Below are 13081 nucleotides of genomic sequence, written 5' to 3'. Positions count from 1 at the left end.
CTCCACCCGGCTGGGCCGGCACCGCTGGACCATCGAACGCACCATGTCCTGGCTCGCCGGCTGCCGCCGCCTGCACCGCCGCTACGAACGCAAGGTCGAACACTTCCTGGCCTTCACCGCCATCACCTGCACCCTCATCTGCTACCGCAGACTCACCAAATGAGACGGCGTCTTAGGGAGCAGGCCGGTGTCCTCGACGGTCAGCTCGGCGAACAGGGCGTCCAGGGGCTCAAGTGCGTTCCGGAGCAATGCGGCGGCGTTCTCAGGGAGTTGATGGCGCACCTGCTCAAGCTCGTCGCGAGCTTCCAGGCGTTCGCGGTAGAGATCGGGCGGAAACCAGCCCGAGGGCGCCCAGCCAGCTTCCATTTGGCGGACCAGCTTCTCCCAGGCACACAGCCGGTTACTCGCATACCAGGGCGGTGTTCCCGGAGTGTTGCTCTCCTCAGGGTGCATGCGCTGCAGGTGTGCAGTGAACGCGGCAGCAAGGGGTGTGGCCACCTGCTGTTCACGAACCACCTCGGCGATGCGGGCACAACATGGTCCAGTTCGAGGCGTCGCTTGCCGACGGGGGGCCTCCGGCGGTAGCCGAACCACTTGTCGAGGACGTTCATCCCGGACACCTGGTACTGCCGGACCGCTCGTGGAACCGGGCTGATCCGTCCGGTGCCGACCCACAGGTCCTGAGTGACGGGGTCGTACGCCAGCTTCTCCGGCATGACTTCCGGGTCGTCCGGGATCTCCTCCACGCACCGGGGTCGGTCGCGCGGTAGCAACACTCTCCCGTACGGCCTTCCTGCCGCCTCGTCGGCGTACCGCTCACCGTAGGTGTGTAGCCACAGGACTCGCCGACCGATGTCGACCGCCCGCTCCCACAGGCAGGGGTCGGTGGTGAGGGGTGTCCGCGCGCCGGGGACTTCGAGGTCTTCCTGGAACCGCGCCGTGTATTCCGGGTGGGACGCGACCGCGGCGACGTAGGCCAGGCCGTCCGCCTGGGCGGCGGTGAGGTCCCGGATGACGTGGTTCGTGTTCGTCGGGCGTCACCGCCACGGCCACGGCGACGCTTCCGCAGCTCGTCCGTCGCGGAAAGGACCAGCTCACGGCGGGCGCGAGCGAGTGTGGATGCTGTCGGAACCTCCCTTGGGGCACAGAGAGAAGGGCCAGCTCAGGAGGAATTCCCTCGCAGGCTGGCCCTTCGCCGTTTCAGGCGCCGTGCCACACGCGTGCCACTACGTGCCTGCGCGTCCCGGGAGCGGGCCAGCTGCCGCAGCTCCATTCGCGCCGCCGGCACCGGGCGGACGGTGCTCCGGTGCGGGGTGCCACCACAGACGTACGGACAGGCGCATCGGCTGTCCGGGTCGGCGGCCGGGGAAGATCCATCGGGTGCTTCTCGCAACCCCGTAAGGGCAGCTTTGTAATGGGCATGTCATGGTCATCTGGGGGTGCGCAGGACAAGGATGGCCATGTCGTCGTGGGCGTCGCTTCCATGGATGTCGGCCAGCATCCGGCACAGGTCATCCAGCGGCAGCCTGGCATGGGCGGCGCCGACGGCGGCGAGGTCGTCCAGGCCGGCAGCGATCGAGTGGCCGGGGCGTTCTACCAGTCCGTCGGTGAAGAAGATCACGTTGGCGTTCGAAGGCAGCGGGTGGACGTGGTCGGGACGCGGCTCGTCGGGATCCACTCCGAGGGGCAGCCCCGGGTCCGCACTCAGGAACTCTGCACGGCCGTCGGAGGTGAGCAGGAGCGGCGGCGGGTGGCCTGCGGTGCTCCAGAGCAGCCTCCAGCCGTGGTCCGCGGGTTCGATGCGGGCCAGACAGGCGGTGGTGACGGGGATGTCGGTGATGGCGTGGAGGGTGCGGTCGAGCGCGGCGAGGACGGAGCTGGGCGGGGTGCGCCGGTCGTACAGCAGGGCGCGCAGCATGTTACGGGTCTGGGCCATCGCGGCCGCGGCCCTGAGGTCGTGACCGCACACGTCGCCGATCACGGCCGCACAGGCACCGTCCGGCAGTAGCAGGGCGTCATACCAGTCCCCACCCAGGTGTCCCGGCGCGGTCGCCGGACGGTACTCCGCGGCCACACCGAACGGGAGCAGGTCGGGCAACCGTGGCAGCAGCAGCCGCTGGAACTGCTCCCCGCTACTCCGGACCTGTTCGAAAAGGCGCGCATTGTCGATGGCCACACCTGCGGCACTGGCCAGGGCGGTGACCAAAGCCTCGTCATGGGCGTCGAAGGGCTGCCCGTCGCGTCGCTCGGAGAGGTACAGGTCTCCGTAGATCTCGCCTCGCACGCTGATCGCAACCCCGAGCAGGGTGCTCATCGGCGGATGGCCGGGAGGGAATCCCGCGGACTCCGGGTGGGCGGCGATGTCATCGACTCGCAGTGGCTGGGGGTGGTGGATCAGGTGACCGAGCACGCCGCGCCCTCGGGGGAATTCCACGTCGGCCAGGTCGGCCTTCTCCTGGTCGGTGAGACCGACAGTGAGGAAGTCCGACAGGAACTCGCCGCTCTCGTCCAGCACGCCCAGGGCCCCGTAACGGGCGCCGACCAGGTCCGCCGCGGCGGTGACGATCCGGCGCAGTACCGAGGACAGTTCCAGCTCGCGGCTGATCGCCACCACGGCCTCCAGCAGGCCCTTCAGCATTCCCTGAGCACGGGCCACGATCTGGATCTGCTGGCTGACACGCTCCAGATCCACATCGAGGGGAAGGCTGAGCAGCGGCTCCCGAGACTCTTCTTCTGGCTTGTGCATGGCAGCCTTCTGTCGCCTGGCCCGTCCGCGGACGTGGATCTTGTACCGGCCGTGCCCGCGACCCGATGCGGCGCCTATCCTCCGATCCGACAGGCAGCGACCCTTTTGCCCCATTGCATTTTCGCACAGTCCCGCTCTCAGAGTTCCGCTCAGCTGTGCGGAGCTCTTAGGTGTGTCCCTCGCGTGCCCGAAGCAGGGGACAGGTAGGGGGACTAGCGGGGAGTCACGACCAGCACACCGATAACGCCCAGGTCACAGAGCTCCCAGCTCAGGCAGCACCCGCGTACGTGATCTTCGAAACTGGTGCTGCTGACAGGCGAAGCGCAGTCGGCCGGGAGACGGGCCGTGAGAGATGCGGGCAAGGGCCGCGCGGTAGTCCTCGGCTGTCATGTGCCAGCCCGTAGTCCTCGGCTGTCATGTGCCAGGGGACGGTGGACGTCTTGTCCATGGCGTACGCAGCGATACGTATGCCCTCGCCGCCCAACCTCCACCCGGATTCGCCGCGGCTCCGCCGCTGGAGGTACGTGCCGTTGACGGTATGAGGCATGATTCACCGGCGGCCGTGCTTTTTCCGCGCTGGTCAAGGTTTGCGGGCGATAATCGACGCATGGTGTCACTGCCCACTGTCTTCGAGCTCCGCCGGGGGACGTTCACGCGTCGGCTGGACGCGGGGGACGCCGAGTTCCGTGGGGCCGCTCGTGGGCCTTCCCGTCCCGGACGAACCTGGCCGTTGCGTGAAGATCGGTGAAGTGCGGCGGCGGCTGCTGGCCGACATTCTCGCGGTGGGGGCGCCGTACGCTCTGGCGCTCGCCGGTGGGCACGCGGTGCAGGCGCACGGGTTGGTGGACCGGCCCAGCCGCGACGTGGAGGTCGCCACCGAGAGCCCGGTCGGGACGGGGCACATCGTCGCGGCGGTGCGAGCCGGTCTGGAGGAACGCGGTTGGCGGGTCGGGGCGTTGGAGACGGAACCGTTGGCCGCCCGGCTGGTCGTCAGCGACTCGGTGACCGGTGAGGAGTGCGCGGTGCAGGTCCTCAAGGAAGTGCTCTGGCGGCCGCCGGTGCTCACGGAACTCGGCCCGGCCCTCTCCCTCGTGGACGTCGTCGGCACCAGGGTCCGCGCGCTGGCCGATCAGGGCCTCGCCCACGACCTCATCGACGTCCATGCCGCCGCGGAGCTGTGGAGCCACCCGGAACTCGAGGAACTCGGCCGCCGCCACGCCGGGGACGCCTTCGACCTCGCCGACCTGCAAGCCCGCCTCATCGGCGCCGAATGGATCGACGACAGGGAGTTCACCGCCTACGGGCTCGACGGCCGAGCCGTCGCGGAGCTCCGCCGGTGGGCACAGGAATGGGCGGACGACATCGGAGAACGGCTCGCCGAGTCCACGGCACCCGACGACGAGTGACACGGGGCCGCACGGCGGGCGGCGCCGAGTGACACGGGGCCGCACGACGCCGCCGTGGCGTCGATGTCGGCCGCATTGTCCGCACCTACGGTGCCGACGCCGGCTGGGGCGCCGGGGACCACGTGCGCCGGCCGGCCATGGCCAGCGCCGCCGTCGCCCCGGTCGACGCCACCGCCATCACTGTCATCGCCACGGCGGGCGAGGTGACCTGTGCGACCGAGCCCGCCAGCGAGGCGCTCACGCCCTGCATCGTGAGCATCCCGGCGGAGTGCAACCCCAGGGCGTGGCCGCTCAGTTCGTCCGGGGTGAGGGCCATCAGCCGCTCCTGCTGGACCAGGCTTGCGCCGAAGCCGACGGAGCCGACCGTGACCAGGCAGGCGGCAAGGGGCACGGGCGGGTGCAGGGCGAGGAACACGTACGGCGTGGCCAGCAGCAACAGCAGGGGCGTGGCCAGGCGCCGGCGCGTCACCGTCGGCAGCAGGCGGCCCACCGTCACGTCCCCCGCCAGCATGCCCAGCGCCGCGCAGGCGAACAGCGTGCCCGCGGCGTCGGGGGCGTACGACACGTAGAGCGACTCGCAGCCGACCACCATGCCGTTGGGGATCCACAGGCCCAGATAGGTCAGGCGGCGTGGACGGGACGACCACAGCAGGGCGTTGGTGCGCCAGGTCGCCGTGGCCGACGGGCGGCCGGAGGCCCGGGGCGGGCGGCGGCTCAGGCCCAGGCGAACACCGGCGGCCGCCCCGGCGTACAGCCCGGCCGACAGCAGCAGGGAAGCGCGCGGCGACAGGACTGCCACCAGCAGCCCGCCCGCCGCGTAACCGGTGATCTGCATGATCCCGTTCATCATGTTGAACACCGAACGCCCCAGCAGGTAGCCGTCCTTGGACAGGATCTCGTTCAGCAGTCCCCAGCGGACTCCCCCGCCCAGCGACGCGATCAGGCCCTGGACGAGGACGACGGCGAAGATTGCCCAGACCGGCAAGCCGGGCAGCGCCAGGACGGCCGTACAGGCCGCGAACGCCGTGGAGATGCCCGCCAGTGCCCTCCGCGGCGGCAGCCGGTCGGCGCCCGAGAGGAAGAAGGTCGCCCCCAGCACCTGCGCGAGCGACGGGCCGAACATGCTCACCGCGGACAGCAGCGGGGAGTCCGTCGCGCGGTACACCAGCGTGCCGAGCGCCAGTCCGCTCACCGTCTGGGCCACGGTCTGGGCGGAGGAGGAGAGGAAGAGAGGGGTGAACTCCGGGGTGCGGAACAGGTCCTGGTAGCTGCGCATGCGCGGAGTCTCGGGCGGGCCCGGCCCCGGTCGTTATTGTTTCGCGCAGGTGCGAAACCCGGGAGGAGTTCGACCCCGGAAGGAGTCCGAGCCGGAAGAAGCCCGAGCCCGGAAAGAGCCCGAGCCCGGAAGAAGCCCGAGCCGGGAAGAAGCCCGAGCCCGGAAGGAGCCCGAGCCCGGAAGGAGCCGCCCGTGGGCTGGTGGCAGGTCAACGCCGACACGCTTGCCGGCAGCCGGTTCGTGCTTTCGCCGCTCGCCGAGACCTTCGCGAGCCTGAAGCTGCTGCACGCGGGCGTGGGCCGGCACCCCGGCGAGCAGGCGTGGCTGCGGGCGCACCTGCCCGCGTACCGGGAGCGGCTGGCGGGCGACCCCGTCACCGCGGTGCTCGTGCACTCCGGGCTCGGCCGGGACTGGATCGCCGACTTCCTCACGCCCACCCCGCGGGACGCGGAGACCTTCGAGGAGGGCGTCGCGCGGGTGCGCGCGGCGGACCCGGCGGCGGCCCGCGGGCATCTCAAGGTTTCCCTCGCCGGGCCGCTGCCCGCCGAGCTGGACCGGGACGACCTGCCCGAGCGCGCGGCCCGGCTCCTGGAGTACGTCTGGGCCGACGCCGTACGCCCGTACTGGCCCCGGCGGCGGCGCATCCTGGAGGCCGACGTCGTCGCGCGGACCGCGCAGGTCAGCCGGGGCGGCTGGGCGACCGTGCTGGACGCGCTGCGGCCGGGGACGCGCTGGCTCGGCGAGAACCGGCTCCAGATCAACCTGCACGAGTATCCCCCACGCGAGATCTCCGGCGCCGAGCTCGTCTTCGTGCCGGTCACCCCGCAGACCGGCTGGGTGTCGTGGGAGGAGCCGCGCCGGTACGCCGTCGTCTACGCCTGCGCGGGCGCCCTCGCCGACACCGACGGGCAGCGGGCCTCCGTGCCCGCGAGCCTCGGCGCGCTGCTGGGCCACGCCCGGGCCCAGGTGCTGGTCCTGCTCGACTCGCCGCTGAGCACGACCCAGCTGACCGCCGTGACCGGGCAGGGCCTCGGCTCGGTCGGCCGCCATCTGAAGGTGCTGCTGGACGCGGGGCTGGTGGAGCGGCGCCGGGCGGGGCGCTCGGTGCTGTACTCACGGACGGGGGCCGGCCAGGTCCTCGTCGACGCCGCGGGATCCGGCGCAAAGGCCCTGGAGACGGGGCCCGAGGCCTCACCCCGCGGAACGGGCCAAAGGCCTCACCCGCTCGGAACGGGCCCAAGGCCTCAGCCGCTCGGAACGAGCCCGAGGCCCCGCGGGCTGGGAACGGGCCCGACACCTCCCGCAGCTAGCATCCGCTCATGACGACTTCAGACAGCAACGGCGCCTCTCCCCTCGACATCGAGATCGGCGCCCTCCAGGGCGGTCCCGCCGACCTCAAGCAGTACGCGGGGCAGGCCGTCCTCATCGTGAACGTGGCCTCCAAGTGCGGGCTGACCCCGCAGTACGCCGGCCTCGAGCGGCTGCACGAGCGGTACGCCGAGCAGGGCTTCACCGTGCTCGGTGTGCCGTGCAACCAGTTCATGGGGCAGGAGCCGGGCAGCGCCGAGGAGATCGCCGAGTTCTGCTCGGCGACGTACGGCGTCACCTTTCCCATGACCGAGAAGGTCGAGGTCAACGGGGACGGACGGCACCCGCTCTACGACCGCCTCGTCGGCCACGCCGACGCCGAGGGGCACAGCGGCGACATCCGCTGGAACTTCGAGAAGTTCCTGATCGGGCGGGACGGCAAGGTCGTCGCCCGCTTCTCCCCGCAGACCGAGCCGGAGGCGGCCGAGGTCGTCGGCGCCATCGAGGCCCAGCTCGCCGGTTGACCTTGCCCTTGGGGCAAGGGAGAGCGTCCCTGTCACCGGGCGGACGGCGCCCGGTGACGGAGGATGACGGGGTGGACGACGAACTGCTCAGCATCGGCGCCTTCGCCGCGCGGTCCCGGCTGTCGGCCAAGGCCCTGCGGCTGTACGACCGCCTCGGCCTGCTGGTCCCGGCGCACGTCGACGAGGCCAGCGGCTACCGCTACTACCGCGCGTCCCAGACGGAACGCGCCCGGCTCGTGGCCCTGCTGCGCCAGCTCGACATGCCGCTCGCGCAGGTCGCCGAGGTGGTCGAGGCGGTGGAGTCCGACGCGACCGAGGCCGCCGACCTGCTCGCCGCGTACTGGGCGGACGTCGAGGCGCGGGTGGCCGGGCAGCGGACGCTCGCCGAGTACCTCCGTGGACGGCTGTCGGGGAGGAGCTCCGAGATGTACGGCAAGTTCGTGGTCGGGACGGTAGACGTGCCCGAGCAGGTGGTGATCACCGAGACGCGGCACACGCTGGCGGGCGAGCTGCCGGCGTGGATCGGGGCGTCGCTGACCCGCCTGGAGGCGGCGGCGCGGGAGTGCGGGGGCGTCGCCGGGGCGCCGTACGTCGTCTACCACGCCGAGGTGTCCATGGAGAGTGACGGGCCCGCCGAGTCCTGCGTGCCCGTCGGGGACGAGGCGGCTGCCCGGGCGTGGGCGGAGTCGCGGGGCCGGGCCTGGGAGACGAAGGTGCGGGTGGATCCGGCGCAGCGGCTGGCGTACACGCGGATCACCAAGGCACAGGTGGCGCATCCGCAGATCCTGGCCGCGTTCGAGGCGGTGGAGCAGTGGATCGCCGAGCGGGGGCTTCAGCAGGCCGGTCCCTGCCGCGAGGTGTACTTCGCGGACTGGGAGGCGGCGGGGCCGGAGGACGCGGTGTGCGACGTGGCGTTTCCCGTGAGGTGACGCCCGGGATCCGGGGGCGGCAGCCCCCGGACCGACGGACGGTCGCTCGGCAGCCCTGGACCGACGGACGGTCGCTCGGCAGCCCTGGGCCGACGGACGGTCCTCGGCAGCCCTGGACCGACGGACGGTCCTCGGCAGCCCTGGACCGACGGACGGACGCCCGGCGGCCCCTGGACCGACGGACGGTCCTCGGCGGCCCCTGGACCGACGGACGGTCGCCCGGCGGCCCCTGGACCGACGGACGGTCGCCCGGCGGCCCCTGGACCGACGGACGGTCCTCGGCAGCCCTGGACCGACGGACGGACGCCCGGCGGCCCCTGGACCGACGGACGGTCCTCGGCGGCCCCTGGACCGACGGACGGTCGCCCGGCGGCCCCTGGACCGACGGACGGTCGCCCGGCGGCCCCTGGACCGACGGACGGTCACTTCAACTCGTCGGGGCACGGCGTGCCCCGCGGCAGCTGGTACGGCGCTGCCAGCCGGTACGTCCCCGCCCGCGGAGCGACCAGCATCGTCCACTTGTCGCCCTTCGCGTCCTGTTCCGTCTCCATCAGGCAGCCGTTGACGTTGTCGTACGTCTTCGGCGTGCCCTCGGCCCGGTGCTTGGAGGCCTCCGTCTCCTGGGGCGGCTTGAGGCTCTTGCCGTCGGCGTCGACGAGGCTCAGCCAGGGCGAGTACGGGATGCGGATGAGGATGCGGCCCGCCTTGCGCACCTCGATGGTCAGCTCGCCCTGCTCGGCGCGGTCGACGACGGCGTTGGGCTCCGCGAGCGGCGCCGGATCGGTCACCTTGAACAGCTGCCAGTTGGCGTCGCCCCAGATCTGCTTGAGGTACGGCATGCCCCGCTGCACCAGCGCGCGTTCGCGTTCGCCGCCGTCGCCGTCCGGTTCGTCCTTGGGCAGCACCACGTAGTGGACGGCCCACCGCTGCAGCCACTCGTGGTAGTTCGCCGAGTTGAGCGTGTCGTCGTAGAAGAGCGGGTTGCGCTCCATGTCGGCCTGGCGGTTCCAGCCGCGGGCGAGGTTGACGTAGGGCGCCAGCGCGGAGGCCTCGCGGTGGGAGCGGGCCGGGACCACCTCGACGCGGCCCTTCTCCGCGCCGACCTGCTGCAGCTCGTTGACGAGGGGCGCGAGCTCACGCGACCAGGACGCGGCGGGAGCCGTGTGGACGATGTCGTCGACCGTCTTGAAGCCGATCCAGCCGACGAAGCCGACGGAGGCGAGCACGATCGCGTACCACTGGCGTGAGCGCGGGACCGCGAAGGGCAGGGCCGCCACGAGGACCACCCCGGCGAACAGCATCGCCAGCCGGGTGATGTTGGAGCCGATCTGGGAGCTGATCAGCCAGACCAGGACGACCGACAGGCCGTACACCGCGGCCGTCACCCGGACCGTCTTCCACTCCCGCGGGACGAGGAGGAAGCCGAGGACCGCGTAGAGCAGGGGCAGGATGACCGAGGCGAACGTCATCGGCTGGGTGCCCGAGAAGGGGAACAGCCAGGCCGACACCGCCACCACCGCGGTCGGCGCCAGGCCCAGCGCCCAGGCGCCCGGGCGGCGCTTCTGCAGGAACAGCGCCACCGCCACCAGGCCCACGAACAGGCCCGCGACGGGTGAGGACATGGTGGCGAGCGCGGCCAGCGACGCCGCCACGAGCGCCTTCGCCCAGCGCTTGTGGCGCCAGCGGTACGGCCAGCAGAACACGGCCGCGACGGCGCCCAGCGCGAACAGCGTGCCGAGGCCGAACGTCACCCGGCCCGACACCGCGTTGCACAGGAGCCCGAAGACACCGGCCAGCGCGGCCCACAGCGGGTTCTTCACCGAGCGGCTGCGGATGAGGACCAGGGTCAGCAGGCCCGCGGACACCGTCCCGGCGATCATCATCGTCGTACGGACGCCGAGGACGGACATCAGATACGGCGACACCACGCTGTACGACACCGGGTGCATGCCGCCGTACCAGGCGAGGTTGTACGCCGAGTCGGGGTGCCGGCCGACGAACTCGGCCCACGCGTCCTGCGCCGCGAGGTCGCCGCCGCTGTTGGCGAACGTGAAGAACCAGATGATGTGCAGGACGCCGGCCACGCCGGTGACGGAAAGGGCCGGGTGCCGCAGCATCCGCTCCCGCAGGGCCATGACGGCGGCTCTGGTCCAGGGCCGTCTCTCCTTGCCGTCCCTGCCGTCCTGGCTGTCGCTGCCGTCCTTGCCCGTACGGGCGTCGGTGGCGCTCGGAGTGCCGGGGGCGCCGTCGTCCGCACGACCGCCCGGGTGACCGCGGTCACCGTCCGTGTCAGTCGTGGACAGGCGTATTCGCGCGCCGGTTCCCGGGTCCGGATCGGCGTCGTCGGCGCGTGTCGGCTCCGCAGTGGCCACCTGAAGGCACTCCCCGTGTCCCGTCTTCTGTTCTCGGCCGCGTCCCTGGTTTTCCCGGCCTTTTCCCATCCCGTTCGCGGCCGCGTCCCGCGCGACCGACGACGTGCCCTGATTCGTGACGCTAGCACGCACCCCGCCAGGGAGCTCCCGGGTGGGGCTGCCTGACGGGGTGCGCAGGGCTCGGACGCGGCGGTCGTGACCCGCGGGTCAGCCGAGGCGGGTCAGCTTGTTCGTGAAGCCCGGCTCGGTGAGGTCCTTCTGCAGGGCGACCGGGACCCTCACCGCTCCGCCGATGCCGTCACCGACGGTGAGCGTGCCCACCTTGGTGCCGGCCTTCGCGGAGTGCGGTACGTCGTCGGAGGCGAAGGACAGCTTCACCTTCAGCCCGGCCCAGCCGACCGCGGTGACGTCCTTGGTGACCACGACCGGCGTGTGACCGCCGAGCTGGTCGTCCACGTACCCGACGACGTCGCCCTTCTTCAGGATCTTCGCCGAGGTCATCGCGTCCTGCGCGGCGAGCATCGCGGTCTTGCTGACCTCGTTGACCGTGTCGATGATCGGCGCCTTGTGCTGGCCGAGGATCGCGCCGACGACGGTGACCGTCTCGCCGCCGACCAGCTTGGTGGCGGCGAAGAGCAGGTTGCCGCCGGCCGCGGTGGTGGTGCCGGTCTTGATGCCGAGGGCGTTGTTGTAGGGGACGAGCGCGTTGTAGTTGCGCCAGAACTTGCCGGACGGGTCCGTCCAGCCGGGGAGCTTGGTGATGGCCATCAGAGCCGGGATCTTCACGACCTCGTTGCCGAGCTTCACCTGGTCCTCGGCCGTGGAGACGGTGGTCTCCTTCAGACCGGACGGGTCGGTGTACGACGTACCCGTCATCCCGAGCTTCTTGGCGGTGTCGTTCATCTTCTTCACGAACGCCGCCTCGGAGCCCGCGTCCCAACGGGCCAGCAGCCGCGCGATGTTGTTCGCGGACGGAATCATGATGGCGGACAGGGCCTGCTTCTCGGTGAGCTTGTCGCCCGCCTTGACGGTGTTGAGCGTGGACTCGCCGTCCTTGTCGTAACCGCCCTCCTTCTCCGCCGTCGGGTCGACCTCGATCTTCGGGCCCTCCTGACCCGGCTTCAGCGGATGGTCCTTCAGGACGATGTACGCCGTCATGGTCTTGGCGACCGAGCCGATGGCGACCGGCGTCTGCTTGCCGAAGTTGCCCATCGTGCCGATGCCGTTGACGTCCATCCAGCCCTGGCCCTCGCTCGGCCAGGGCAGGTTCACCCTGCTGCCGTCGAAGGTGTAGCTGTCCTTGGCGGTGAGCGCGAGGGTGGGCGTGGGCAGCGGGCGTACGGCCTGCACGATCGCAAAGATGATCGCGAGCAGTACGACCAGCGGGGTCCAGATCTTGACGCGGCGCACCAGCGTGCGCAGCGGGGTCTCCGGAGGCGGCGGGGTGTTCGTCAGCTCGGCCAGCAGGTCCAGCGGCGGCTTCGGCGGCAGGGGCTGCTGGGTGGTGCGCTCGGGGCCGACCTGCGGGACGGGGGTGGTGGCGTCCGCCGGGGCCGCGGGCGCCGCGGACGCCGCCGGGGCGACGGCGGGAGCGGCGGGAGCGGCGGGAGCAGTGGGCTTCGGCTTGCGGGTCTCCGGGTCGTCGAGCGGCTTGAGCGCGACGAACTTGCTGGTGCGCTCGGCGTCGGACTCGGGGGTCTTCTCCTGGGGGTCCTTGGTGGCGCCGTCCAGCTTCAGCATGGTGGTGGGCTGGTCGACGGGGGGCTTGGCGGGGCGTACGGCCTTGAAGACGGTGGTGGGCTGGTCGACGGGGGCGGCCTTGGCTTCGCCGTCGGCCTTTTCGTTCCCACCCGCACCACCCGTGCGGCTTTCGTCGTCGCGTGCGGAGCCCTGCGGGGGCTGGGCGACGTCAGCGGCTTCGCCGTCGGCCTTTTCGTTCCCACCCGCACCACCCGTGCGGCTTTCGTCGTCGCGTGCGAGTGGCCCCTGTGGGGCGTCCTCGCCGTCGGCGGCCTCCGGTTCGGTGACAGCCCCGGTCTCGGTGGAGTCTTCGGCCTCGGTGTCGGCAGCGTCGTCGGCGTCGGCCTTCGTGCCCTCCGCGCCCTTCTCCTCGTCCGCGGAATCCACCCACGAGGCCACCGCCGCACGCAGGCGCGCGTCACCCGCCGCGTCGGCCTCGTCACGGTCACCGGAAGCGGCGGAGGCGCCCCGCGCGTCAATGGAGGCGGCCTCGGCGTCGGAGCCCTTCGTGTCGGAGCCCTTCGTGTCGGAGCCCTTTGCGTCGGCGTCCCGCGCGTCGGCCCGCGACGCCTCCTCGGCCTCCCCGGCCTCCCCGGTCTCCCCGGCCTTCGCGCCGACCGCGGCCTCCTCGGCATCTTCAGCCTCCGCGGCCGCCTCGGACTCCTCGGCGTCACCTTGCGCAGCGCCCTCGTCCTCGGCGTCCTCCGCGTCCCCGGCGTCCCCCGGCTCCGAAGTGCCCTCCGGCCCTTCCGCGCCCTCGGCGTCCTCCGAGCCCGACAC

General features: G+C 71.8%; 10 protein-coding genes and 1 pseudogene. 5 read left to right on the top strand and 6 right to left on the bottom strand.

Going from position 1 to position 13081, the window contains the following annotated elements:
• A partial coding sequence (locus ABZV31_RS18185; protein WP_355894620.1) for a transposase occupies positions 1-163 on the top strand: 163 nt, incomplete at its 5' end.
• Here ABZV31_RS18185 and ABZV31_RS18180 read toward each other — a convergent pair.
• The 3 genes and pseudogenes from ABZV31_RS18180 to ABZV31_RS18170 form a co-directional block, all read right to left on the bottom strand.
• Positions 142-516, bottom strand: a complete 375-nt coding sequence (locus ABZV31_RS18180; RefSeq protein WP_355894583.1) for a hypothetical protein — start codon at positions 514-516, stop codon at positions 142-144. The genes ABZV31_RS18185 and ABZV31_RS18180 overlap by 22 nt on opposite strands.
• Before the next feature lie 32 nt (positions 517-548).
• A pseudogene (locus ABZV31_RS18175) lies at positions 549-1013 on the bottom strand (type ISP restriction/modification enzyme); the annotation flags it as partial.
• A gap of 416 nt (positions 1014-1429) precedes the next feature.
• Positions 1430-2746, bottom strand: coding sequence for a GAF domain-containing SpoIIE family protein phosphatase (locus tag ABZV31_RS18170; protein ID WP_355894581.1), 1317 nt, complete (start codon positions 2744-2746; stop codon positions 1430-1432).
• A 734-nt stretch (positions 2747-3480) separates the two neighbouring features.
• Here ABZV31_RS18170 and ABZV31_RS18165 point away from each other — a divergent pair.
• Positions 3481-4152, top strand: coding sequence for a hypothetical protein (locus tag ABZV31_RS18165; RefSeq protein ID WP_355894579.1), 672 nt, complete (start codon positions 3481-3483; stop codon positions 4150-4152).
• 85 nt (positions 4153-4237) lie between these two features.
• On the opposite strand, the gene ABZV31_RS18160 is transcribed toward ABZV31_RS18165, so the two are convergent.
• Complete coding sequence (locus ABZV31_RS18160) at positions 4238-5428, bottom strand: MFS transporter (protein WP_355894576.1); 1191 nt, start codon at positions 5426-5428, stop codon at positions 4238-4240.
• A 192-nt stretch (positions 5429-5620) separates the two neighbouring features.
• Here ABZV31_RS18160 and ABZV31_RS18155 point away from each other — a divergent pair, with 192 nt between their 5' ends.
• Genes ABZV31_RS18155 through ABZV31_RS18145 form a run of 3 tightly spaced genes read left to right on the top strand, consistent with a single transcriptional unit; the run spans position 5621 to position 8189 of the window.
• Positions 5621-6751 carry an ArsR family transcriptional regulator gene (locus tag ABZV31_RS18155; protein ID WP_355894574.1) on the top strand — a complete coding sequence of 377 codons (1131 nt, stop codon included), beginning with the start codon at positions 5621-5623 and terminating at the stop codon, positions 6749-6751.
• Positions 6748-7260: a glutathione peroxidase gene (locus tag ABZV31_RS18150; protein ID WP_355894571.1), complete on the top strand. Its 513-nt coding sequence runs from the start codon at positions 6748-6750 to the stop codon at positions 7258-7260. The genes ABZV31_RS18155 and ABZV31_RS18150 overlap by 4 nt, the downstream gene beginning before the upstream one ends.
• A 53-nt stretch (positions 7261-7313) precedes the next feature.
• The gene (locus tag ABZV31_RS18145; RefSeq protein WP_355894568.1) at positions 7314-8189 is read left to right on the top strand and encodes a MerR family transcriptional regulator; all 876 of its coding nucleotides are present in this window, start codon (positions 7314-7316) and stop codon (positions 8187-8189) included.
• A gap of 422 nt (positions 8190-8611) precedes the next feature.
• Here the strand turns inward: ABZV31_RS18145 and ABZV31_RS18140 are convergent, their stop codons facing one another.
• Positions 8612-10561: an MFS transporter gene (locus tag ABZV31_RS18140; protein WP_355894566.1), complete on the bottom strand. Its 1950-nt coding sequence runs from the start codon at positions 10559-10561 to the stop codon at positions 8612-8614.
• A gap of 207 nt (positions 10562-10768) precedes the next feature.
• A partial coding sequence (locus ABZV31_RS18135) for a D-alanyl-D-alanine carboxypeptidase (RefSeq protein ID WP_355894563.1) occupies positions 10769-13081 on the bottom strand: 2313 nt, incomplete at its 5' end.

Source organism: Streptomyces sp. NPDC005202 (genome assembly GCF_040608235.1).
Classification (GTDB): Bacteria; Actinomycetota; Actinomycetes; order Streptomycetales; family Streptomycetaceae; genus Streptomyces.
This window is presented reverse-complemented; position numbering and strand designations above follow the sequence as displayed.

What these genes read in the sequence shown, in the direction of transcription:
- ABZV31_RS18170 (WP_355894581.1), bottom strand. Translation starts at nt 2,746, where the DNA reads ATGCACAAGCCAGAAGAAGAGTCTCGGGAGCCGCTGCTCAGCCTTCCC.
- ABZV31_RS18160 (WP_355894576.1), bottom strand. Translation starts at nt 5,428, where the DNA reads ATGCGCAGCTACCAGGACCTGTTCCGCACCCCGGAGTTCACCCCTCTC.
- ABZV31_RS18150 (WP_355894571.1), top strand. Translation starts at nt 6,748, where the DNA reads ATGACGACTTCAGACAGCAACGGCGCCTCTCCCCTCGACATCGAGATC.